Source organism: Humibacter antri (genome assembly GCF_054777235.1).
In genome coordinates this window covers 433,493-455,124 of sequence record NZ_BAAHAW010000019.1, presented here as the reverse complement: position 1 = coordinate 455,124, position 21,632 = coordinate 433,493, and the positions used below count along the sequence as shown (strand labels likewise).

Annotated in this window: 18 protein-coding genes; 7 read left to right on the top strand and 11 right to left on the bottom strand. The window is 66.4% G+C overall.

Translation table 11 applies throughout. From position 1 onward, the window contains the following. Positions 1-49: 49 nt before the first annotated feature. The 5 genes from ACYVDK_RS08310 to ACYVDK_RS08290 form a co-directional block, all read right to left on the bottom strand. The gene (locus ACYVDK_RS08310; protein ID WP_460520555.1) at positions 50-1,357 is read right to left on the bottom strand and encodes an acyltransferase family protein; all 1,308 of its coding nucleotides are present in this window, start codon (positions 1,355-1,357) and stop codon (positions 50-52) included. Positions 1,358-1,604: 247 nt separating this feature from the next. Further along, entirely contained in the window at positions 1,605-4,610 is a 3,006-nt protein-coding gene (locus ACYVDK_RS08305) for an alpha-mannosidase (protein WP_460520553.1), read from the bottom strand. Positions 4,611-4,673: 63 nt separating this feature from the next. After that, positions 4,674-5,510, bottom strand: coding sequence for a carbohydrate ABC transporter permease (locus ACYVDK_RS08300; protein WP_460520551.1), 837 nt, complete (start codon positions 5,508-5,510; stop codon positions 4,674-4,676). Position 5,511: 1 nt separating this feature from the next. Beyond that, entirely contained in the window at positions 5,512-6,456 is a 945-nt protein-coding gene (locus tag ACYVDK_RS08295; RefSeq protein ID WP_460520549.1) for a carbohydrate ABC transporter permease, read from the bottom strand. A gap of 9 nt (positions 6,457-6,465) precedes the next feature. After that, positions 6,466-7,809, bottom strand: a complete 1,344-nt coding sequence (locus ACYVDK_RS08290) for a type 2 periplasmic-binding domain-containing protein (RefSeq protein ID WP_460520547.1) — start codon at positions 7,807-7,809, stop codon at positions 6,466-6,468. Between the two features lie 257 nt (positions 7,810-8,066). On the opposite strand from ACYVDK_RS08290, the gene ACYVDK_RS08285 reads away from it, so the two are divergent. After that, positions 8,067-9,053, top strand: a complete 987-nt coding sequence (locus tag ACYVDK_RS08285; RefSeq protein WP_460520545.1) for a Gfo/Idh/MocA family protein — start codon at positions 8,067-8,069, stop codon at positions 9,051-9,053. Next, positions 9,050-10,069 carry a Gfo/Idh/MocA family protein gene (locus tag ACYVDK_RS08280; RefSeq protein ID WP_460520543.1) on the top strand — a complete coding sequence of 340 codons (1,020 nt, stop codon included), beginning with the start codon at positions 9,050-9,052 and terminating at the stop codon, positions 10,067-10,069. Before ACYVDK_RS08285 ends, ACYVDK_RS08280 begins: the two co-directional genes overlap by 4 nt. A gap of 58 nt (positions 10,070-10,127) precedes the next feature. On the opposite strand, the gene ACYVDK_RS08275 is transcribed toward ACYVDK_RS08280, so the two are convergent. Beyond that, complete coding sequence (locus tag ACYVDK_RS08275; protein WP_460520541.1) at positions 10,128-11,363, bottom strand: ROK family transcriptional regulator; 1,236 nt, start codon at positions 11,361-11,363, stop codon at positions 10,128-10,130. Positions 11,364-11,858: 495 nt separating this feature from the next. Here ACYVDK_RS08275 and ACYVDK_RS08270 point away from each other — a divergent pair, with 495 nt between their 5' ends. The 5 genes from ACYVDK_RS08270 (at position 11,859) to ACYVDK_RS08250 (ending at position 16,112) form a co-directional block, all read left to right on the top strand. Next, complete coding sequence (locus ACYVDK_RS08270; protein WP_460520540.1) at positions 11,859-12,296, top strand: hypothetical protein; 438 nt, start codon at positions 11,859-11,861, stop codon at positions 12,294-12,296. 207 nt (positions 12,297-12,503) lie between these two features. Beyond that, on the top strand, positions 12,504-12,932 hold the full coding sequence (locus tag ACYVDK_RS08265) for a hypothetical protein (protein WP_460520538.1): 429 nt from the start codon (positions 12,504-12,506) through the stop codon (positions 12,930-12,932). 92 nt (positions 12,933-13,024) lie between these two features. Then, entirely contained in the window at positions 13,025-15,226 is a 2,202-nt protein-coding gene (locus tag ACYVDK_RS08260; protein ID WP_460520536.1) for an NADP-dependent isocitrate dehydrogenase, read from the top strand. A 55-nt stretch (positions 15,227-15,281) separates the two neighbouring features. After that, positions 15,282-15,734, top strand: coding sequence for a GNAT family N-acetyltransferase (locus tag ACYVDK_RS08255; protein WP_460520534.1), 453 nt, complete (start codon positions 15,282-15,284; stop codon positions 15,732-15,734). Positions 15,735-15,770: 36 nt separating this feature from the next. Further along, the gene (locus ACYVDK_RS08250; RefSeq protein WP_460520532.1) at positions 15,771-16,112 is read left to right on the top strand and encodes an MGMT family protein; all 342 of its coding nucleotides are present in this window, start codon (positions 15,771-15,773) and stop codon (positions 16,110-16,112) included. Positions 16,113-16,146: 34 nt separating this feature from the next. On the opposite strand, the gene ACYVDK_RS08245 is transcribed toward ACYVDK_RS08250, so the two are convergent. From ACYVDK_RS08245 to ACYVDK_RS08225, 5 genes are all read right to left on the bottom strand, one after another. Then, the gene (locus tag ACYVDK_RS08245) at positions 16,147-17,616 is read right to left on the bottom strand and encodes a sulfatase family protein (RefSeq protein WP_460520530.1); all 1,470 of its coding nucleotides are present in this window, start codon (positions 17,614-17,616) and stop codon (positions 16,147-16,149) included. Beyond that, positions 17,616-18,635 (bottom strand): ABC transporter substrate-binding protein, encoded by a 1,020-nt coding sequence (locus ACYVDK_RS08240; RefSeq protein ID WP_460520528.1) that lies wholly within the window; start codon positions 18,633-18,635, stop codon positions 17,616-17,618. Before ACYVDK_RS08240 ends, ACYVDK_RS08245 begins: the two co-directional genes overlap by 1 nt. 17 nt (positions 18,636-18,652) lie before the next feature. Continuing rightward, on the bottom strand, positions 18,653-19,441 hold the full coding sequence (locus ACYVDK_RS08235) for an ABC transporter ATP-binding protein (RefSeq protein ID WP_460520526.1): 789 nt from the start codon (positions 19,439-19,441) through the stop codon (positions 18,653-18,655). Further along, on the bottom strand, positions 19,441-20,193 hold the full coding sequence (locus ACYVDK_RS08230; RefSeq protein WP_460520524.1) for an ABC transporter permease: 753 nt from the start codon (positions 20,191-20,193) through the stop codon (positions 19,441-19,443). Before ACYVDK_RS08230 ends, ACYVDK_RS08235 begins: the two co-directional genes overlap by 1 nt. Positions 20,194-20,380: 187 nt before the next feature. After that, entirely contained in the window at positions 20,381-21,613 is a 1,233-nt protein-coding gene (locus tag ACYVDK_RS08225; RefSeq protein ID WP_460520522.1) for an ROK family transcriptional regulator, read from the bottom strand. Positions 21,614-21,632 lie beyond the last annotated feature (19 nt).

Below are 21,632 nucleotides of genomic sequence, written 5' to 3'. Positions count from 1 at the left end.
AAGGCGGAAGCCGGATACCGCTGGTTGAGCCTGTCGAAACCAGCTCGCCTCAGGACACCAGAGCGCGCTCGCGGTCGAGCCGGCTCCTGTGCTCATCGAGCTCTGCGGCGACCGCTATCGGCCGGGTGACAGCGGCGAGCGCGCCGGAGACACGTCGTCCCGCCCATCCGGCCAGATGGCGCGACGGCCGCTCGACGAGCAGATACATCGCGATCGCCAACGCCACGCTGGTGCCGACTGCGAGCAGTGCTACGAGCCCCCACCGCGATCCGGTGAAGTTGAGACCGAACAGCACCACGATCGGCGAGTGCACGAGATAGAGGCTGAAGCTCACCTTGCCGAGTGCGGCGAACGGCCGGGCTGCGAAGACGCGCCCGGCGGCCGGCCAGAAGGCGACGGCAGCAACGAGCAGCAACGCACCGGGCACCCGCATCGCCATCGCGACCTCGTCGCCGGTCGTACCGACGATCGGGCGCACGAACCAGTAGCAGATGGAGAGCAGCGGCCCTGCGATCAGGATGGCGGCGAACACGAGGGTGAGCGCTCGGCTGCCCCGCCACCTGTCGACGAGGGCGCGGATGCGATCGGCGTTCGCTCCCAGCAGCGCACCGAGGGCGAATGCCGGCAGGAACATCGCCGCCTCGATGTTCGCGAGGTAGCCGTAGACGCTGATCGCGACGAACAGCAATCCCCACAACGCAGGAACCCGACGGCTGAACAGAGCGATCAGCACGACGAGCGGAAGAAGCAGCGAGAACCACATCTCCCAGGTGAGCGACCACAGCGGCGGATTCACCGACGGATGATTCGGGTCCACGATCAGCAGCGTCTCGGTCCACAGGTTGTGGAAGCTGGTGTCCGGATGCGCCTGCCTCGCCAGCCACGAACCGTCCGAACCCTTCGAAGGGTGAGGGAACAGTGTGATCACGAAGAACGCCAGCACCATCGAGGCGACGACCGGCACCCCCAGGCGCAGAATGCGCCGCGGATAGTAGGCGACCCAGTCGTGGCTGCGACTGCGGGGCCCCGCAAGCGCGCGCCGTCCTGAATGCCGGCTGCGGGCATCCGTGCCGCGAGCCTTCAGCGGTGCCAGCGCGAGCACGAAGCCGCTGAGCACGAAGAACACGAGAACGAACTCCGGGCCCGCCACGAAGATCTTCAGCGGTGTCTCGACAAGCCACCACGCGGGCGAGAAGACGTCGAGCGCGCTCGCGCTGTCGTACCCGTTCGACACGGCGGGAATGGTCATCGACAGGTGGTGCAGCAGCACGATGCCCGCCGCCACACCTCGCAGACCGTCGAGCGAGCGGAGCCTGAGCTGGGGTTCGGAAACCGATGGTTCTGAAGCCGGGCGCATCGATACGACGCTATCGACGCAACCTAAGAACCCCCCGAATGCGGGTCAATGACCCTGCGTCGGCGCACGCATGATCGGCCGGCATTCGCACGATCCGCCGGATACGAGGGTCGATTTCGTGCGGCGGACCTGGCGAGTTCCGGCCGATCGTGCGAGTAGGACATGCAGCGCGAGCAGAACGAGCAGCGCGACGAAGCGCGCGAGCAGGACGGGCGACGAATGGGCGCTGTGCAGACGACTCGGCGCCTCAGCCTCTCGTCACTCGCAGCGTCACCACCTGGAACGGCCGCACCGAGAGGATGCCCGCATCGAACCCGTCGGGATCGTCGAGCGGCCGCTCCAGCAGATCGGTCTGCACGACCGAGCCGACCGGGAAGCCGAACCCGATCGTCGCCGACGTGCGACGGCCGAGTGCCTCGTACAGCCGCACGATGACGTCGCCGGAGCGATCCTCGGCGAGTTTCACCGACTCGACGAGCACACCGTCGCCGGCCACGGTCACCAGCGGCTCGATCGGCGCGGCGACCGCCCGCAACGGCAGGTTGATGGCGTAGCCGGCGGCCACGGCATCCGCGAGTTCGGCGCCGACCGTGAGCGATGACCGAACCACGTGCTCGCCCTGGTCGGCCTCGGGGTCGGGGAACAGCGGCGCCCGCAGCAGCGACTGCCGTACCAGCGTCATCGTTCCGCCCCCGCGCCTGGTGCGGCGCGAGATGTCGTGCCCGTACGTCGAGTCGTTCGCGACGGCGACGCCGAAGCCCGGCTCGGCGACGTGCACCCAGCGGTGCGCCGAAGTCTCGAAGCGCGCGGCATCCCAAGACGTGTTCTCGTGCGTCGGCCGGTAGACGTGCCCGAACTGCACCTCGCTGGCCGCACGCTCGGCCCGCACGTCGAGCGGGAACGCGAACTTGAGCAGGCGCTGGCGCTCGTGCCAGTCCACGCGGGTGATGATCTGAAGGGTAGGGGTGTCGGGCGCGAGTGTGAACTCCTGCTCGATCGTCGACTCCCCCGCCGAACGCGTCACCCGCACGACGCAGCTTTGCTCGTCGACCTCCAACGACGCGATCGCGTCGAGCTCCTCCTCGTGCCTCCGGTAGTGCTCGTCGATATCCCAGGCATCCCACCGGTTCGGGGTGTCGCGGAAGATCTGCAGACCCGCGGACTCGCCCGGCGCTATCGCCTCCCGACCGCTCGCCAGGTCGATGGCCGAGACCACTCGGCCATCGGCATCCAGGGTGAAACGTGCCAGCGCATTCTCAAGAACCAAGGTGTCGTCGTCGCGGCGAACGGATGCCCGAGCCAAGGCATCCGCGACCGGAACGCCGGCGCCCAGCGCGGTCACCCCGCGGATGGGCAAGGGCGACGCGTTCACGAGCACTTCTGAGCCGCCTGGCATGCCCGCTGCATCGTCGAGCGCGTCGAGCGCGCTCTGGATGACCGCTTCGAGCCGCTCGGCGACCAGGCCGTAGTTGCGCTCGGCCTCGCGATGCACCCATGCGATCGATGAGCCGGGCAGGATGTCGTGGAACTGCTGCAGCAGTACGGTCTGCCACGCCGCCTCGAGCTCGTCGTACGGGTAGTCGGCCCCGGTGCGCACCGCCGCGGTGGTCGCCCACAGTTCGGCCTGACGAAGCAGATGTTCGCTTCGCCGATTGCCCTGCTTGGTGCGTGCCTGCGACGTGTACGTTCCGCGGTGCAGTTCGAGATAGAGCTCGCCCGACCAGACCGGCGGATGCTCGTACTCGGCCTTGGCCCGCGCGAAGAAGTCCTCAGGAGTGCCGAGTTCCACCGCAGGAGAGCCGTCGAGCGAGCGAGCCCGGCGTGCCGACGCGATCATCTCGCGGGTGGGTCCGCCACCCCCGTCGCCCCACCCGTACAGAGCAAGCGACGAGTTCGCCGCGCCCTTCTCCGCATACTGCCGGTCGGAGAGCGCCAGCTCCCGCGGCGACAGGTCGGAGTTGTAGGTGTCCATCGGCGGGAAGTGCGTGAACACGCGTGTGCCGTCGATGCCCTCCCACAGGAACGTGTGATGGGGGAACCGGTCGGTGTCGTTCCACGAGATCTTCTGCGTGACGAACTGACGGATGCCCGCGCCGGCCAGCAGCTGCGGAAGCGCGCCGGTGTAGCCGAACGAGTCGGGCAGCCATCCGGTGACGGCCCGCTTGCCGAATTCGCGCTCGAAGAAGCCTTGCCCTGCGACGAACTGCCGCACCATCGCCTCGCCGCCGACCATGTTCGTGTCGGACTCCACCCACATGCCACCGACCGGCACGAACCGGCCGTCCGCGACACGGGCGCGGATGCGCTCGAACAGCTCCGGGTAGAACTGCTTCACCCAGGCGTACTGCTGGGCCGACGAGCAGGCGAAGACGAAGTCAGGATGCTCATCCATCAGCGCCAGCACGTTGGAGAACGTGCGCGCGCACTTGCGGATCGTCTCCCTCGTCGGCCACAACCAGGCCGAGTCGATGTGGGCGTGGCCGACGGCCGTGATGTGGTGCACGCCAGTGGCGGCCTCGTCGTGCAGCACCCCGGCGAGCGCGTCGCGTCCGGCCTGAGCCGTGCCCGCCACGTCGTGCGGGTCCATCACGTCGCACATGCGCTCGAGCGCACGCAGCAGTCGCGCGGCGCGATTCGACCCCGGCGCCAGTTCGGCGTGCAGCCCGAGCAGGGTGAACACGTCGCGCTCGAGCTCCCAGACGGTCACGTCTCGGCGTGCCAGGGCGATGCTCCGCAGCCGGTAGATCGGCTCCGTTCCGGCCGTCGCCTTATCGCCCATCGGCGTGGAGCCCCAGCCCCAGGAGCCGCCGATGTTCGGATTCGATGCCGCCTCGATGTAGAGGTCGACCGCATCGCCCTCGATGGCGACGGCCGCGTTGAACGGTTCGACCGCCTTCACGATGGTTCCGTCGGGCGCGTACACCAGCCCCTCGGCCTGGAAACCGGCGCCATCGCCCTCGAATCCGAGGTCGACCACGAGTTCCACGGGAGACCGGTCGGATGCCTCGCGCCAGGCATCCGGAACCCGCCCCTTCACATGGAACCAGGTCGTACCCCACGGCTTGCTCCATTGCTGCCCGACCGCGAACGGCTCGAAGGACTGCCCGACCGCCTCGCCGAACGGCACCGGCTCGTCGGGCACGTCCCAAGCCGTCAGTTCGAGCGGAACCCGCTCCGAGTAGATTGCGGGGGCGATGCGCTCGCCGAGAAAACGGTTGATGCGCTCCAGGACGAGGCGCGAATCATCGTGCACTTTTGTGCTCCTTGATAGTGCGGGCGGGTGTGGCTGCGAAGCTGAAGTGGTCAGGCCGTGAACTCACCCCTTGACCGCGCCGGCGAGAGCCGAACTGCCGCCCAGGAACCGGGACGTCACGACATACAGTCCGAGCACCGGCAGTGAGTAGATAAGGGAGAACGCGGCCAGTTTGCCGTATGCGACCGCGCCGTACTGCCCGAAGAACTGGTAGATGCTCACCGATGCAGGCATGTTGTTCGGACTCAACAGCAGCACGAACGGAATGAAGAAGTTCCCCCATGCCTGCACGAACACGAAGATGAACACCACGGCGAGACCGGGCCGCATGAGCGGAACCACGATGCGGGTCAGAGTCGACATCATCGACGACCCGTCGGTCCAGGCCGCTTCTTCGAGGGTGATCGGCACAGAGTCCATGAAGTTCTTCATCATCCAGATCGCCATCGGCAGGCTCGTTGCCGCCATGAACAGGACCGTTCCCCAGATGGAGTCGAGCAGGTTCATCGAGACGAAGAGGTTGTAGACCGGCACCATCATGGCGGTGATCGGCAGGCAGGTGCCGAACAGGATGCCATACATGTAGGGCCGGTTGATCCGCATGCGGTAGCGAGAGAGCGGGTATGCCGCCAGCACGGCGATCACGACCGTGATGATCGCGCATCCGAATGAGATCACGACGCTGTTCCAGAGCGGCTGGAAGGCCAGGCTCGGCGTGAGCACCGATGTGAAGTTGTCGAGCGTGAACGGCGCGGGCAGCTTCAACGTGAGGTTCGCGGTGCCGTCGAACGACGCGATCAGGAGCCACAGGAGGGGCAGCAGGAAGCAGAGTCCCACGATGACCAGGATCGTGTTCGAGACGATCTTCAGGCCGCGGCCCGATGGCGAGGAGAGCTTCATGTCAGTCGACCTCCGGCTTGAGTGCGCGGATGTAGATGATGGAGAACACCGCACCGATGATCAGCATCACGACGGCGATGGCCGTGCCGAGACCGAGTTGCGAGAACTTGAACGCCTCTTGATACGCGAGAACGGGAAGCGTCGAGCTTGAGGTGCCTGGTCCGCCCGCGGTCATGATGTAGATCAGGCCGAAGACGCTCAACGTCTGCAGTGTGGTGAGCATCAGGTTGGTCGAGATGCTGCGCCGGATCATCGGGATCGTGATGTAGATCAGCCGCTTCCACCCGCTCGCTCCATCGAGCTCGGCCGACTCGGTGATCTCCTCGGGCACGTCGGTGATCGCGGCGGAGTAGACCATCATCGAGAACGCCGTCCCGCGCCAGATGTTGGCCAGGATCACCGATGCCATGGGCAGCACGTAGAGCCAGTCCGCACCCTTCAACCCCACGATGGAGAGAATCGCGTTGAGCGTGCCGCCGCCGTTGAAGAACGCGTAGCAGCAGAACGCCCCGACGACCTCGGGAACGACCCACGATGTCACCACGAGCGTTCCCACGACGCCGGCCAGCACCTTGTGGCCCGAACGCATGAGCATCGCAAGCGCCAGGCCAAGCACGTTCTGACCGATTATCGCGCTGCCGACGACGAACAGGATCGTCAGCCAGATCGACTTGAGAAAATCGGGGTTCTGGAACAACTGGAGGTAGTTCTGGAAGCCGATGAACTGGGAGCTCTCCGCTGCGGCTCCAGTGAGCGCCATGTTGGTGAACGAGCCGTAGAAGGCTTCGATCACCGGTCCAAGCAGGAAGATCGCGACCAGCACCATGGACGGGACCAGCGGTAGAACCCGTACGAACGTGCGGCGAGCGCGGTGGGGGCGGGAAGGGGTACTCCCTCCCCGCCCGCACCGGCCCGTCGCCACGGCGGTTTGCGTGAGCGACGTCATGGCCGTGGGCTATTTCGTGACCACGTTCTTGGAACCACCGACCGCCTGCGGCAAAGCCTGGTCATAGACCTTCTGGGCTTCCGCAGCCGTTTGCTGCCCTGTCATCACCGACTCCATCGCCACCTGGATGTTGTTCGACACCGCCGGGTACGAAGACGTCGCCGGACGGAAGTGGGTGATCTTGACCAGCCCCGCGAAGAACGCGTTGGTCGGGTTGGACTTGACGTAGGCCGGGTCGTTCGCCACATCTGTGCGCACAGGGATGTTCTGGTTGCTGGTCGCGTAGAACAGCGAGTTGTCCTTGTTCAGCGCCAGCGAGATGAAGTTCCACGCCGCGGTCGGGTTCTTGGACTTCGAGCCCATGGCCAGCGTCCACCCGCCCGACAGGCTCGTCGCTCCCGGAGCGGCGCCATCCTGAGTGGGCATCTTCGCCTGGCCCATCACGGAGTTCCAGTCCTTCCACGGGGCAACCCCGGCATCGCCCCAGCTGCTGGAGACCCAGGAGCCGTCGAGGCTGATGCCGAGCTTGTTCTGCGACAGCAGCGCCGGTGTCTGGTTCGCCCAGTTCGGGTCGAGCGCCTGCTGGGCTGTCGGGCCGAGGCCGCCCTGGTAGACGTCGTGGATGAACTGCAGCGAGTCCTTGAATCCCGGCGAACCCGCGACCCACTTGCCGTCACTCGTCGTCAACTGGTTCTTCGTGCCGTAGAGCAGCATCTCGAAGCCCTGCATCGTGGATCCCTCACCGGTGCCCTTGCCGGAGTAGATGTTGAACGGGATCACGCCGGATTCGGAAGCCTTGATCTTCTTGGCCGCATCGAGGATGTCGTTCCACGTCTTGGGCTGCCAGGGCACGGAGACGCCGGCCTTCTGCAGAACGGTCTTGTTGTACCAGAGTGCCCGTGTGTCGGTACCCATCGGGATGCCGTAGAGCTTGCCGTCGGCGCCCTCACCGGCCTGACGCGCGTTGGCCGGGAACTGCGACCAGTCGCTCCACTTCTTCACGTAGCCGTCCAGCGGGGCGAGATAGCCCGCGGCGGCGTCGGACTTGATGAGGAACGTGTCCTCGTAGAGCACGTCCGGCGCGGTCGCAGCCGACTTGTTCATCAGCGCGAGCTTCGTGTAGTAGTCGTTCTCCGCCGCCTGAATCGGCACGAGTTTGGCGGTGTAGCCGGGGTACTTCTTGTCGAATTGCTGCGCGATGCGCGACATGTAGTTCTGCATCTGCTTGCCGCCGTACGACTCGTAGGCGATCTTGATGGTCTTGCTGCTGCTTCCGCCAGCCGACGAGCAACCCGTCAGTGCCGCGGCAGCGACCACACCCACCGCAATGGCGGAGATGATCCTCTTCTTCATGATGCTCCTTCGCCTCATGGTGCAAGGGGTGCCGGGCGATCCGCTCGGCACGAACGTCGTTAGTAAATCATCTGCATTTATTACTGTCAACATGTCACGACAAAGTTCTCGAATGTCGCCCGCAAGGGGGTCCTGCCGGACGATCCGACCGCACCGGGGTCGCCTGTCCCGATGCGAGCCGGAATTCATCAAATGACTTGACTGATTGCCTTCGGTGTCGGGATGATGTGCTGCACAACCGATGAATGGAGACGACGATGTCAGCCGATGGCCGACTCGGAGTGGCCGTGCTGAGCTTTTGGCACGTACACGCCGGGGATTACGCGAAGACCGCGCTGCAGCATCCTCAGACCGAGCTTGTGGCGGTATGGGATGACGACGCCGCACGGGGACGGAAGGGAGCGGCCGAATTCGGTATCGACTTCGAGCCGGACCTCGACGCGCTGCTCGCCCGCGACGACGTCGATGCGGTGACGATCACCACGTCGACGAAGGACCACCGTTCCGTGATGCTGAAGGCAGCGGCAGCTGGCAAGCACATCTTCACGGAGAAGCTGCTCGCTCCGACCGTCGAGGCAGCGGAAGAGATCATCCGCGCCTGCGACGAGCGCGGTGTGAAGCTGATCGTCTCGCTGCCGCGGCTCTACCACGGGTACACGCAGGCGGTGAAGGACGTGCTCGCCACCGGCGTGCTCGGCGCGATCACCTACTCGCGAGTGCGCCTCTCGCACGACGGCGGCGTAGCGAACTGGCTCCCCGACCGGTTCTACGAACCGGAACTCACGTTCGGGCTGGCCATCGCCGACCTCGGATGCCACCCCGTCTACCTCACGCAGCTCTTCCTGGGCGCGCACCCGGCGAGCATCACCTCGACGTACACCCACGTGACCGGCCGCGTTGTCGAGGACAACGCCGTCGTCGCGGTCACCTACGAGGACGGCGCGATCGGCGTGATCGAGTCGGGCGTCGTCTCCCCCGATCCGTTCCTCATCGAGATCGGCGGGACGAACGGATGGCTGAGCTACTCGGAGCGAGACCGGCACGTCGCGCTCGCGATCAAGGGCCGGGACACCGAGCTGATCCCCGTTCCGAACGATCTACCCAGCGCGTTCGACCAGTGGGTCGAGCACATCCGTGACGACACGCGCGCAGACGACAACCTGAGCCGCGCCGTCGAGCTGACCAGGCTCGTCGTCGCCGCGAACCATGCCGCAGAAACCGGAACCAAGGAGGACTACCGATGATCAGAATCGGTCTCATCGGCGGCGGCGGGATCGCCGACGCGCACATCCGCGGGTACCGCGCCCACCGCGACGCGATCACGGTCGTCTCCGTCGCCGACGCATTCGAGGAGACGGCGAAACGCCGAGGCGCCGAACTGGATGCCACGCCGTACACCGACTACCGCGAGATGATGGTCGGCGAGCAGCTCGACGCGGTCGACATCTGCCTTCCGCACCATCTGCACGCCGACGCGATCGTCGCGGCCGCCGAGGCCGGCCTGAACGTGCTCTGCGAGAAGCCGCTGTGCCTCACCGGCGACGAGGCGCGACGCGTCAACGCTGCGGTCGCCGAGAGCGGCATCACGCTGATGTGCGCGCACAACCAGTTGTTCCTGCCCGCGGTCGCGAAAGCCAAGGAACTGCTGGAGTCCGGCACGATCGGCACCATCTACGAGGTGCGGACGACCGATTCGTTCTACAACGACTTCGACCCGGCGAACATGGGCTGGCGGGCCCACGCGTCGACCTCCGGCGGAGGAGAACTCATCGATACCGGCTACCACCCCAGCTACCTGATGCTCCATCTGGCCGGGGGCAGGCCGGTCGAGGCGACCGCCATGCTGTCCACGCATCGGCTCACGTTCATGGAAGGCGAGGACAGCGCGCAGGTCCTCATCCGCTTCGACAACGGCGTGGTCGGTCAGATGGTGACGAGTTGGGCCTACGAGCCGGCAACTTCGACCGAACGGTTCTCCGTCGTCGGTGAGCTGGGATCGCTCACCAGCGACGGAACGACGGTGAGCTATCGCCTTCGGGACGGGCGCGAGGAGTCGTTCTCGTTCGAGCCGGTCGACACGTTCGTGGCCGAGATCGGCAGCTTCGCCGAATGCCTCGCCACGGGCTCGCGTCCGCCGCACACTGAGGACGAGGGCATCCAGGTGCTCGGCATGCTGCTTGCGGCCTACGAGAGTGCGCGGGCCAAGATCGTCGCTCCCGTGCTCGATGTGCTGACGCCGGCGGCCGGCGCGGCGAGTTGACCCGGGTGCCGAACTGAGTTCTGGTCGCTGAGCTTCCGCCCGATCCGCTGGCGGTAGTTCAGCGACTGATCAGGAACGACTGCGGCCTCGGCGACAGCCGGTCGTCGAGCACGAGGCATGCAGCCCCGACAGCGGCCACGTCTTCGCCGATCGCCGACTCGCTGAAGGTGATCGGATGCGGCAAGGTGTACGACGGTGATTCCATCACCAGTGCAGGCACTCGCTCGAGGAACGCCTCCCGCACCGGGGCGAAGAACGGACCGCCGAACACGACCCTGTCCATGTCGAGAAGATTCGCAAGGATCAGCAGGCCCTCTGCGAGGTCTCGTACCGCGTCGGCGACCAGCTGCGAGGCCTGCGTGTTGTCGTGCATCCCGGCCAGTTCGGAGAACGCGGCGCCGACCTCCGCCGTCGTCATCGAGCGCGCATCGCCCGCGATCACCCCTGCCGCAATCGCATCGGCGACGAGGTGTCGCGGCATGATCGACTCGCCCAGCCGCCACCGCGGATGCTCAGGGGAGTCCGGTGCACCGCCGACGATGACGCTTCCGACGTCGCCGGCGTTGTTCGAGAACCCTCGGATGACCTCGCCACGCGAGACCATTCCCAGCCCGATACCGGTTCCGCAGTAGAAGAACACCATGTCGTTGCGCTCGCCGGCGGTATCGAGCCAGAGCTCCGCGACGGCGGCCGCCGTGACATCCTTCTCGAGAATCACGGGCATGCCGAGCGCTTCGGCCAGGTCATCACGAACGGGCACGTCGTGCCAGCCGGTGAGAAGGGGCGGGTTCAGCACAACACCGGACACCATGTCGATCGGTCCCGGCGCGGCGATGCCAGCACCCATGACTCTCGAGGCGTCCACTCCCGCCTCGGCGACCAACGAGTGAACCCCGCGAACGATGCGCGTGATCGTGCGGGACGCCGTCGCCGTCGACGTCGTACGGAGCCTCCGATGCGAGACCACATTGCCCGCCAGGTCGAGAAGCACGATCGTGATGACCGAGGGGTCCAGGTGGATGCCCACGGCAAGCCGCGCCATCGGATCGAGTCGGAGAATGGTGCGCGGCTTCCCCACGCCCACCCCCCGCGTTCCGGCCTCGACGACCAACCCGTCGTGGATGAGCCGCCGCACGATGTTCGTGACGGTCTGCGCGGACAGGCCCGTGCTGTTGGCGACTTCGACGCGGCTGACTCCGTCGGGAGCGCGGCGCACCGCGTCGAGGATCACCGCCTGGTTGTGGCCCCCGACGGCAGGAAGATTGCTTCCCGCACGCATCGAATGTCCTGTCATCACACCAACCGCGCCGGACGGCACGTCTGCTGAGACTATCGCCCGCTTGCACGTCGATGCTCCAACATCGCACTCGGCATCTCCAGACGTTTCCCGCGCTCGGGTTCCGTCCCCGGAGTGCGGTGAGGTCTCACCCTCGATGTGCGTGAAGCGTCGCCCGGGTGTTCGTGGCACGTCATCCGGGTGCCAGTGACGCATCATCCGGGCGTGCGTGACACGTCATCCGGGCGTGCGGCGAATCGGAGACGCGCTGAGTAATGAGGCGCGGCAATCGATTCTCGAGGGGGCGCCTCGGCGTGTCTCCGATTCGCGGTACGGGTGCCAGGGGTACGTGGTGCAAGTGGTACGAGGTACCGGGCCGCTGGCGCCCGAGGAGCCGAACACTGAAACGACCCATCGCCCCGTCACAGCAGGTGCACCGTGGACAGATAGGGTGTCATCGGCCCGACCGGGGCCGAGGCATCCGCCGGCAGTCCGGTGGGGAAAAAGGACACTGTGGAGAACACCTTGCACATCAGACGGCGCCTAGCGACGATCGCCGTCGCCGCCGTACTCGCGGGCGGCGCGCTCAGCGGCTGCAGCGCCGTCGGCGGTCTCAGCAAAGCGGCCGGATGCGCCGAGCTCGCCAAGGCGGCGAACACGCTGAGCTCTGCCGCGAGCGCGGCCATGACCGACGCCACGAGCGACCCGAAGGGCGCTGCAGCCAAGCTGGGGACGGCGGCCGACAAGTTCGACGCCACCGTGCAGAAGATCACGGATGCCGGCGTCAAGGAGAAGGCGCAGGCCATGTCGAGCGCGTACAAGAAGTTCACGACCGATTTCAAGGCGTACGCGAACGACCCCGCGAACGGCGACCCGACCTCGATCACCTCCGACGCCTCCGCCATCTCCGATGCGGCGAGCGCGGTCGGCAAGGTGTGCGGCGGCAAGTAGCGCGATACCGCCGGCTGAGCTCGTCGAAACCCGGTCGCCGTTGCTGGTGCGGTTTCGACAAGCTCAACCAGCGGTGAACGGCTCAACCAAAGGTGAACGACCCAACAGCGGTGAACAACTCAACCAGCGGCGAACGGCCCGACCAACGGTGAATTGCCCAACCGGCGGTGAACCGCTCAACCGGTGGGTGCGCCTATCGTGAGGGGCATGACGACTGCCACGCGCCGGCGATCCGGCCGGTTCATCGGCCTCACCGGCGGGATCGCGATCGCCGCACTCCTGCTCTCCGGATGCTCCGCCGTGGGCGGACTGAGCCGCGTGGCATCCTGCTCGCGGCTCGCGTCGGCGGGATCCACCCTCAAGGACTCGCTCAGCGGGCTGAGCGCGCAGAGCGATCCCGCCGGCGCCCTCGGCACGGTGACCAAGGCGACGGATGACTTCTCCTCTGCGATGAAAGATGTGCGCGACGACAAAGTGAAGGCGAAAGCGGATGCCGTGACCGCCGCACTTCACACCCTCGCCGCCGATCTGAAGGCTGCCCCGAACGAGCCCCCCGCTCTCACCGCGAGCAAGCTGGAGACCGACAAGTCGGCCGTGCTCGACGCCGCCTCTGCGGCGAAAGCGGTCTGCGAGTAGCGCCGGCGTCGGGTATCGTCTAAGCCAGACGATTTATCTTGACGTCAAGATTGTTTTCCCCGCCATACCGCCGATTGGAGCGTGCTGACGCGATGGCAAAGATCATCTACACCCACACCGACGAGGCCCCGCTGCTCGCGACCTACTCGTTCCTCCCGATCGTCTCCGCCTTCGCGGAGAAGGCCGGGGTCGAGTTCGAGACCCGCGACATCTCCGTCGCAGGTCGCATCCTCGCACAGTTCGGTCTCGCCGACGACGCGCTGACCGAGCTCGGCGAGCTGACCGACTCCCCCGACGCGAACATCGTCAAACTGCCCAACATCTCGGCATCCATCCCGCAGCTGAAGGCGGCGATCAAGGAACTGCAGGAGAAGGGCTACGACGTTCCCGACTACCCGGACTCGCCCGCCACCGACGAAGAGGCCGAGATCCGCGCGAAGTACTTCAAGGTCATCGGGTCAGTCGTGAACCCCGTGCTGCGCCAAGGCAACTCCGACCGGCGCGCGCCCCAGTCCGTGAAGGCGTATGCGAAGAAGCATCCGCACACCAACAAGCCGTTCGCCGACGGGTCGAAGACCACCGTGGCAACCATGGGCGCGCACGACTTCAAGAGCAATGAGAAGTCGGTCACGATGGCCGCGGGCGACACCCTGACGATCGTGCTCGAGACCCAGGACCGCGAACAGAACGTGCTGCTCGAGCAGCTGCCCGTAAAGGCCGGGGAGGTCGTCGACGCGACCCACATCTCCGCCGAGCACCTCGACGCGTTCCTGGCGAATGCTCTCAAGCGCGCTCAGGCCGAGAACGTGCTGTTCTCCGTGCACCTGAAGGCCACCATGATGAAGGTCTCCGACCCGATCATCTTCGGCCACGTGGTGCGGGCGTACTTCAAGGATGTCTTCGACACCTACGGTGGCGACCTCGCCGCAGCCGGCATCTCCGCAAACGACGGGCTGGGCGCCATTCTCGCGGGCATCCAGTCACTGCCGAACGGCGCCGAGATCCGTGCGGGGATCGACCTCGCGCTGGCGGCCGGACCACGCCTGTCGTACGTCAACTCGGACAAGGGCATCACCAACCTGCACGTGCCATCCGACGTGATCATCGACGCGTCGATACCGGCGCTCATCCGCAACGGCGGCAAGCTCTGGGACGGCGAGGGACGCGAAGACGACACTCTCGCGGTCATCCCGGACTCCTCGTACGCCGGCGTGTACGCCACGGTCATCGACGACGTGAAGAAGAACGGACCGCTCGACCCCGCCGTCATCGGCTCGGTCTCCAACGTGGGCCTCATGGCCCAGGCTGCCGAAGAGTACGGATCGCACAACAAGACGTTCGAGATCCCGGTCGCCGGCACCGTGAAGGTGCTGAACAAGGCCGGTGACGTGCTGCTGGAGCACGAGGTGGGTGCAGGAGACATCTGGCGCGCCTGCCAGACCAAGGATGTCCCGATCCGCGACTGGGTGAAGCTCGCCGTCACGCGCGCTCGGGCCAGCCGCACGCCGGCCGTGTTCTGGCTCGATGAGACACGCGCCCACGACGCACAGCTCATCACGAAGGTGCGCGAGTACCTCGCCGACTCCGACCTGGTCGGCGACACGGACGGCCTCAACATCGAGATCCTTGCGCCGGAGCTCGCCACCGCGTACTCGCTGGAGCGGATGCGCAAGGGCGAAGACACGATCTCGGTCACCGGCAACGTGCTGCGCGACTACAACACCGACCTCTTCCCCATTCTCGAGCTCGGCACTTCGGCAAAGATGCTGTCGATCGTGCCGCTGATCGCCGGCGGCGGGCTCTTCGAGACCGGTGCAGGCGGATCCGCCCCGAAGCACGTGCAGCAGCTGGTTCAGGAGAACTACCTGCGCTGGGACTCGCTCGGCGAGTTCTTCGCGCTCGTACCCTCGTTCGAGAAGTACGCGGAGCAGGCAGGGCGCCCCGCCGCCAAGGTGCTCGCCGACACGCTCGATCGTGCAACGGCGACGTTCCTCGACGAGGATCGCAGCCCGGGCCGCAAGCTCGGCACCATCGACAACCGAGGCTCGCACTTCTACCTCGCGCTGTACTGGGCACAGGAGCTGGCGAAGCAGACGGATGACTCGCAGCTGGCGGCAGTGTTCGCCCCGCTCGCCGAGACACTCACGGCGAAGGAGTCCACCATCGTCGACGAGCTCATCGCGGCGCAGGGCGAGCCGGCCGACATCGGGGGCTACTACCTGCCCGATGCGGAGAAGGCGAGCGCGGTGATGCGTCCGTCCGCCACGTTCAACGAGGCGCTCGCGGCGTTCTGAGCCGGGCAGATGGCCGTGACTACCGTGCGCACAGCACAGCGGATAGCCTTTTGCCATGGGTGAGTTGCGTCTTGAGGAACTGTCGGCGTCGAACATCTCGGCAGCGAACGCGCTGACGCTCAAACCGGGCCAGGAACAGTTCATCACTCCGGTGTCGTACTCGGCGGCGGCGGCCGTGAACGATCCGAACACGACGTGGCAGCGCGTGGTCGTCGACGGCGACCACGAGGTCGTCGGCTTCATCATGGCGAGCTTCGACCCGGAGGCGGACGACGAGTTCCGCTCCATCCTCTGGCGCGTCAACGTCGATGCCGAGGCGCAGCGGCAGGGAATCGGCCAGTTCGCGGTCGACGCGCTAGCCGACGAGGCCCGCACCCGCGGACAAGGCAGGCTCTACGTGATCTGGGAGACCGGCGAGCTCGGCCCGGGAGCCTTCTTCCTCCGTACCGGCTTTTCACCCATCGGCGAGACGCAGTACGGGGAGACCGTCGGCGCGATGGACCTCTGACGGGTCGCCATGCCGGCTTCGAACGGACCGCATCGGATGCCCGAGCCCGCCGAAGGATTCGTCGAGGCGGTTCTCGAGGTGGTGACCGACATCCCGCCCGGCCGTGTCATGACGTATGGACAGGTCGCAGCGCTCCTCGGTTCACGAGGCGCGCGCGTCGTCGGCAACGTGATGGCCAGGTACGGATCGGACGTGCCGTGGTGGCGGGTGATCCGGGCATCCGGCCAGCCGCCCGCCTGCCATGAGGGCAAGGCCCTCGAGCACTACCTCGACGAGAGCACGCCGTTGAAGGGCATGACCGGCGAGCAGGCATCGGGGGAGGATGCCGCCCTTCGCTACCGTGTCGACCTCGCGTCAGCGCGGTGGTCGCCGTTATGAGTGCTGTGCGAGGAGCCGGCGGCCGGCCGCCTGCTCAGGAGAACTCTTGGAGCCCCACGCCCCAGTCGGGGTGAGGGGTGTCCGGCCCGGAATACGCCGTGTCGCCGTAGAACTCCTGGAGCCGGGCGAGTTCGGCGGTGAGCGCGGCCACGACGGTCGCATACTCGGGGTCGTCGATCACGTTGCGGAGCTCCGCCGGATCGTCGACCGTGTCGTAAAGTTCCCATTCCACGGGATACCGCCGCGATGACGACCCCGGCACCCCCAGACTGTCGTTGTAATAGCAGATGAGCTTGTGCGACTTCGTGCGCACGCCGTAGTGGGCCGGCACGTGGTGGTTCGGGTCGTCGTGCTCCCAATAGCGGTAGTACATCGATTCCGGCCAGCCGTCGACGTGATCGCCCTTCAGCTGCGACGCGAAGCTGCGGCCTTGCGAGCATGGAAGCGCCCGGCCGACGTCGACACCGCACATCTCCAACAGGGTTGCGGCGAAGTCGATGTTCGTGACCACGTCGTGCACCTGCGTGCCGGGGGCGATGCGCTCCGGCCATCGAAAGAGCGTCGGCATCTGCAGTGACTGCTCGAACATCAGGCGTTTGTCGAACCATCCGTGATCGCCGAGGAAGAAGCCCTGATCGGAGGTGTACACCACGATCGTGTTGCGCGCTCGGCCGGTCTCTTCCAGGCGATCCAGGATGCGGCCGACGTTGTCGTCTATCGACTGGATGCACTGGAGGTAGTTACGCATGAAGCGCTGATACTTCCAGCGTGCCCGCGCTTCGCGATTCCCCTCGCCGAGCAGCTCCGATGGCACCGGCTCGAGCAGGTACTCCTCGGTGAGATCGTCGGCCACGCTCATCGTCGTGCGCTGTGACCACGCACCCCGGCCCGCATTGTCGTCGTCGAAGGTCTCCGGTTCCGGGATCGAGCCGACCGGGTACAGGTCACGGTGCTTTTCATCGGGCACCCACGGAGCATGCGGTGCCTTGTGGTGCACGAACAGCGCGAAGGGCCGCGTCGACTCCTGCTGGGCGAGCCAGTCGAGCGACATGTCCGTGACCACGTCGGTCGCGTAGCCCTGCACGGTGCGTTCACCGTCCGGGCCGATCATGACCGGGTCGTCGTATTCGCCTTGCCCGGGGAACACCAGCCAGTCGTCGAATCCGCGCGGCTGCGCCGCCTTCGACTCCCCCAGGTGCCATTTTCCGTACAGCGCCGTCGCATAGCCGGTGTCGTGCAGGGCCTCGACGAAGGTCGGCACCCGATAGTCGAACTCCGCGAAGATCCCCGGGGTTCCGTTCACGTGCGTGTAGGTGCCGGTGAGGATGGATGCCCGCGAGGGCGTGCAGATGGAGTTCGTGCAGAACATCGCGCTCAGGATCGCCCCTTCCGCGGCCACCCTGTCGATGTTCGGCGTGGAGTTGACCTTGCTTCCGTATGCGGAGATGGCGTGTGCGGCGTGGTCGTCGACGAGGATGAAGACGATGTTGGGCCGATCGCCCATCACGCCGCCTTGAACTGGCTGGCCAGCACGTAGGTGGACGGGTCGACTATCGCGCTCGAGGCGAGCGTTCCCATGGCGGCGAACTGCTTGTTCAGGCTCTTGAACCATCCCGGGATCGTGCCGTCTGACCACTTCGACACCGCCTGGCCGGAGCTGAGATTGCTCACGTACGTGAACTCGCTCTGCTCCTCGGCGATCTTGTCCTTCAGGTACTCCGACGTCAGCTTTGGAAGCTGCCCGGGGTTCTTCGCCGTCCAGTCCATGATGTCTTTCGTGGCGGCTTGGAAACGCTTCAGGAGCTCGGCCTTCTGCTCGATCTCTGGGCCGCCGACGATGCAGGTCGGGAACCGGTTCTGCGGAAAGTCGTCGTCTTTGGCCAACTGCACCAGTTTCGGCACGGACTGCTGGATCTGCTGCACGAAGGGGTACCAGACCGCGGCCGCGTCGACCTTCTGCGCGCTGAACGCGCTGATCACGGTCGGCGGGTTCATGTTCACCACGTTGAAGTCGGACTTGGACAGCCCTTCCTTGGCCAGCAGGAGTTGGAACAGCATGTCGCCGCTGGTGCCCTCGGGAACGCCGATCGTCTTGCCTTTGAGGTCTTTGATGGTCTTGTACTGCGGCTGCGCGATGATGCGGTCCGCGTTGCCGGTGCCCTGCACAGCGACGACCTTCGCCTTGCCCTCGATGGGCAGCCAGATCGCGCCCGGTCCGATGACCCCGAAGTCGAGATCGCCGGCCCCGAGCGCCTGGATCTGCAGGGGCCCGCTGGTGAAGATCTTGGGCGTGATCTCGAGCCCGTGCTTGGCCCAGATTCCCTGGTCCTGGCCCACCACGTAGATCTGGGCGCTGTTGCCGTCGCCGTTGTTGCCGAAGGTGGCGTTCATGACCTTCGCTGTGCCGGCCGAGGAGCCGGCGGTGCCCGACGCGTTGCCCGGAGAGCTGCAGGCGGCGAGGAGTCCAGCTGCGGTGACGGCGACGCCGCCTGCCAGGAGGCTCCTACGTGAAATGTCGTGCATGGGCATGGACTGTCCCTTCATCGGGTGGTGAGTGCTTCTTGGTGGTAGACGGCATCCCAGACCAGGTTGCGAAGTTCGGTGAACCGTGGCGTGAGACGGATGTCTTCGCTTCGCGGGTAGGGCAGGTCGACGTCGACGATCTCTTTGATGCGTCCGGGGCGCGCCGCCATGACGACCACACGGGTGGCCAGGTACACGGCCTCGTCGACGTCGTGCGTGATGAACATCACGGTGCGCTTCTCCTTGTCCCAGGTCTCCAGCAGCTGCTCCTGCATGCGCACCCTGGTCAAGGCGTCGAGGGCGCCGAACGGCTCATCCATCAGGAGGATGGAGGGATTGACCGCGTAGGCGCGGGCGATGGCACAGCGTTGCTTCATGCCGCCGGAGAGGTTCTTGGGCAAGGCGTCGGCGAAGCCGGTCAGCCCGGTGAGCTCGAGCATCCGATCGCTCAGCGCACGGCGCCGCTCTCTCGAGACGTGCTGCAGCTGCAGCCCGAACTCGATGTTCTTGCGCACCGTCATCCAGGGGAACAGTGCGTACTGCTGGAAGATCACGCCCCGCTCCGGACCCGGGCCCGTCACCTCGCGCCCATCGACCCGAACGGCGCCCGCGGTGGGCTGGATGAGCCCGGCGGCGAGGTTCATCGCCGTGGTCTTGCCGCATCCGGATGGCCCGACAACCGTGACGAACTCGTTGGTCTCGATCGACAGTTCGAGGTCGTCGAGGGCGACGAACGGCTCGGCGCCCTTCATCTGAAAGACCATCCTGGCGTGGTCGAAGTGGATCTTTGCCTCGCTAGCGGCCATCAGCGTCGTTCCTGCCATCCGGAGAGTCGTTTGTCGGCCAGCAGCAACAACTGGTCCATGATCAGGCCGAGAACGCCGATCGTGATCAGGCCGACGAAGATCGTCGGCAGGTCGTAGAACGTCTGGGCGTGCTGCATCATGTAGCCGAGCCCCGCCTGGGCGGCGATCAGCTCGGCGGCCACCAGGGTCGCCCACGCGGCCCCCAGCGCCTGCCTCAAACCGACCATGATGAACGGAACCGAGGCGGGCACGACGATCCTGCGGAAGATCACCCAGTCCCCGGCTCCGAGCACGCGGCCCGCGTTGACGAGCGTCTTGTCGACGCTGATAACGCCCTGGAAGGTGGCGACGATGGCTACGAGGAAGGCCGCAAGGGTGATGACGAAGACCTTCGGGATCTCGCCGATACCCAGCAAGACGATGGCCAGGGGGATGATCGCCAGCGGGGGAATCATCCGGAAGAACTGCGTCCACGGTTCGAGGACGGCGCGAACCGGCGCGTACCAGCCCATCAGGAACCCGAGCGGTATGGCGATGACGCTGCCGATCGCGAAGCCGATGAGCACACGGATCAGGCTCATCCCGATATCGGGGAGCAGCGTGCCGTTGGCGATCAGCGTCCCGTAGTCCTGGAGAACGCCGATCGGGCCGGGCAGCCCCACGCCCTTCAGCAGGGACAGACCCCACCAGATCAGGATGCCCGCGACGACCGATGCGACGCCGAGGACGACCTTCTGGGTCCCGGGGGACATGGCTCGTCTTCCGCCGCCGTCTCCGCGTCGCCGTGCCGCGGGAGCGGCGTGCGCCCGCGTGCGGAGTGGACCCGGCTTCATCGCCGTGTCACGAGTTCCCGTGCTCATACCTCGGTCGCTTCCTCATCGTTGTGTGTGCGCGGTTCGTCATGCTGTGCATCCGTTTTTCGAAAGTGGAGCCCGCACGTCATCGGAAGCTCCTCGCTCTGTTCGTGGTGCGGCCGGTTCCGCGGATCATGGTCGGGTACGCGACGAGCAGCGGTGAACTGTGGAATGCCGCGACGATGGCTCCGAGGGCTGCTCCGCCGTCGCCGTACTGTGCGGCCCTCAGCAGAGGACGCCGACCGGATGCCGTGAGGGTCTCGCGCTCGAACGCCTCCCGCGCGCGTTCCAGCACGACCTCGTGCAGATCCACGACAGGGCCTCCGAGCACGACCTCCCGCGGCGCAAGCGCCGTGGCAACTGCTGCCAGCACCCGGCCGGCGCACTCGCCCGCCTCGGCGAGCGCCGCCAGTGCGGCCGGTTCCCCCCGGCCGGCCGCACCCTGGAGGTCGGCGGCCGAGCCGACCCCGATTCCCGTGCATCGCGCGATGAGCGCGGGGAGAGACGCAACCGTCTCAAGACATCCGCATTTGCCGCAGGAGCACTGGGCGCCCCGCTGGTCGACGGTGATGTGACCGAGCTCACCGGCGAACCCGGTGTCTCCTGGCACCAGCCGCCCCCCGACGACGAGCCCGCCTCCGCAACCGTGCGAGAGCCGGAGATAGACGAGGTCGCTCACGCCGGCGCCGTCACCCCAGGCCGCCTCCGCGAGCGCGGCGAACTGGGTGTTGTTGTCGAAGAGCAGTGAGACGCCGAATCGGTCGAGGAATGCCTCCTCGATCGACTCGATCATGCGGCGGCCGCTCTGTTCGGCAACCGCCTCGTCGGAACCTGCTTCGTGCAGAACCGGGGCGGGCACGCCGATCCCCACGCCCTGAAGGGCTCCGTAGTGCACTCCCGTGCGCTCGGTGAGCTCGTCGAGCGCGGCGAACGCGGCCGCGATCCTGGCGTTCCACTCCGAGTCGCGAGGGTACGGCGCCGTACCGGCCGCGATGACCGCGTGCGACGCATCGGCGACGGCGACGTGCACGCGTTCGTGCCCGAAGTCGACGCCGATGAACTGGCCCGCATCGGGGTCGAGCACCAGGCGCTCGGCCGGACGACCCCGCCCGGTTCGGGTTCGCGAGTCGGTCTCCGAGACGAAGATCGCGCCTCGTTCGATCAGGATGCCCGTGATCTCCGAGAGCGTGGTGCGGGACAGCCCGACGATCGGCGCGAGCTGCGCACGACTCAGCGCACCGTGGTCGCGCAGCGCAGACAGGATCCTGTCTTCGTGCGTGCGGCGCACGAGTGCGTGAACACCGTTGTTCGGAACCATGCCGGCGACGCTACGAGGG

Excerpts from the sequence above, each read along its gene's own strand:
- ACYVDK_RS08310 (WP_460520555.1), bottom strand. The coding sequence starts at position 1,357 with ATGCGCCCGGCTTCAGAACCATCGGTTTCCGAACCCCAGCTCAGGCTC.
- ACYVDK_RS08300 (WP_460520551.1), bottom strand. The coding sequence starts at position 5,510 with ATGAAGCTCTCCTCGCCATCGGGCCGCGGCCTGAAGATCGTCTCGAAC.
- ACYVDK_RS08295 (WP_460520549.1), bottom strand. The coding sequence starts at position 6,456 with ATGACGTCGCTCACGCAAACCGCCGTGGCGACGGGCCGGTGCGGGCGG.
- ACYVDK_RS08290 (WP_460520547.1), bottom strand. The coding sequence starts at position 7,809 with ATGAAGAAGAGGATCATCTCCGCCATTGCGGTGGGTGTGGTCGCTGCC.
- ACYVDK_RS08285 (WP_460520545.1), top strand. The coding sequence starts at position 8,067 with ATGTCAGCCGATGGCCGACTCGGAGTGGCCGTGCTGAGCTTTTGGCAC.
- ACYVDK_RS08280 (WP_460520543.1), top strand. The coding sequence starts at position 9,050 with ATGATCAGAATCGGTCTCATCGGCGGCGGCGGGATCGCCGACGCGCAC.
- ACYVDK_RS08275 (WP_460520541.1), bottom strand. The coding sequence starts at position 11,363 with ATGACAGGACATTCGATGCGTGCGGGAAGCAATCTTCCTGCCGTCGGG.
- ACYVDK_RS08265 (WP_460520538.1), top strand. The coding sequence starts at position 12,504 with ATGACGACTGCCACGCGCCGGCGATCCGGCCGGTTCATCGGCCTCACC.
- ACYVDK_RS08260 (WP_460520536.1), top strand. The coding sequence starts at position 13,025 with ATGGCAAAGATCATCTACACCCACACCGACGAGGCCCCGCTGCTCGCG.
- ACYVDK_RS08255 (WP_460520534.1), top strand. The coding sequence starts at position 15,282 with ATGGGTGAGTTGCGTCTTGAGGAACTGTCGGCGTCGAACATCTCGGCA.
- ACYVDK_RS08250 (WP_460520532.1), top strand. The coding sequence starts at position 15,771 with ATGCCCGAGCCCGCCGAAGGATTCGTCGAGGCGGTTCTCGAGGTGGTG.
- ACYVDK_RS08245 (WP_460520530.1), bottom strand. The coding sequence starts at position 17,616 with ATGGGCGATCGGCCCAACATCGTCTTCATCCTCGTCGACGACCACGCC.
- ACYVDK_RS08240 (WP_460520528.1), bottom strand. The coding sequence starts at position 18,635 with ATGCACGACATTTCACGTAGGAGCCTCCTGGCAGGCGGCGTCGCCGTC.
- ACYVDK_RS08235 (WP_460520526.1), bottom strand. The coding sequence starts at position 19,441 with ATGGCCGCTAGCGAGGCAAAGATCCACTTCGACCACGCCAGGATGGTC.
- ACYVDK_RS08230 (WP_460520524.1), bottom strand. The coding sequence starts at position 20,193 with ATGTCCCCCGGGACCCAGAAGGTCGTCCTCGGCGTCGCATCGGTCGTC.
- ACYVDK_RS08225 (WP_460520522.1), bottom strand. The coding sequence starts at position 21,613 with ATGGTTCCGAACAACGGTGTTCACGCACTCGTGCGCCGCACGCACGAA.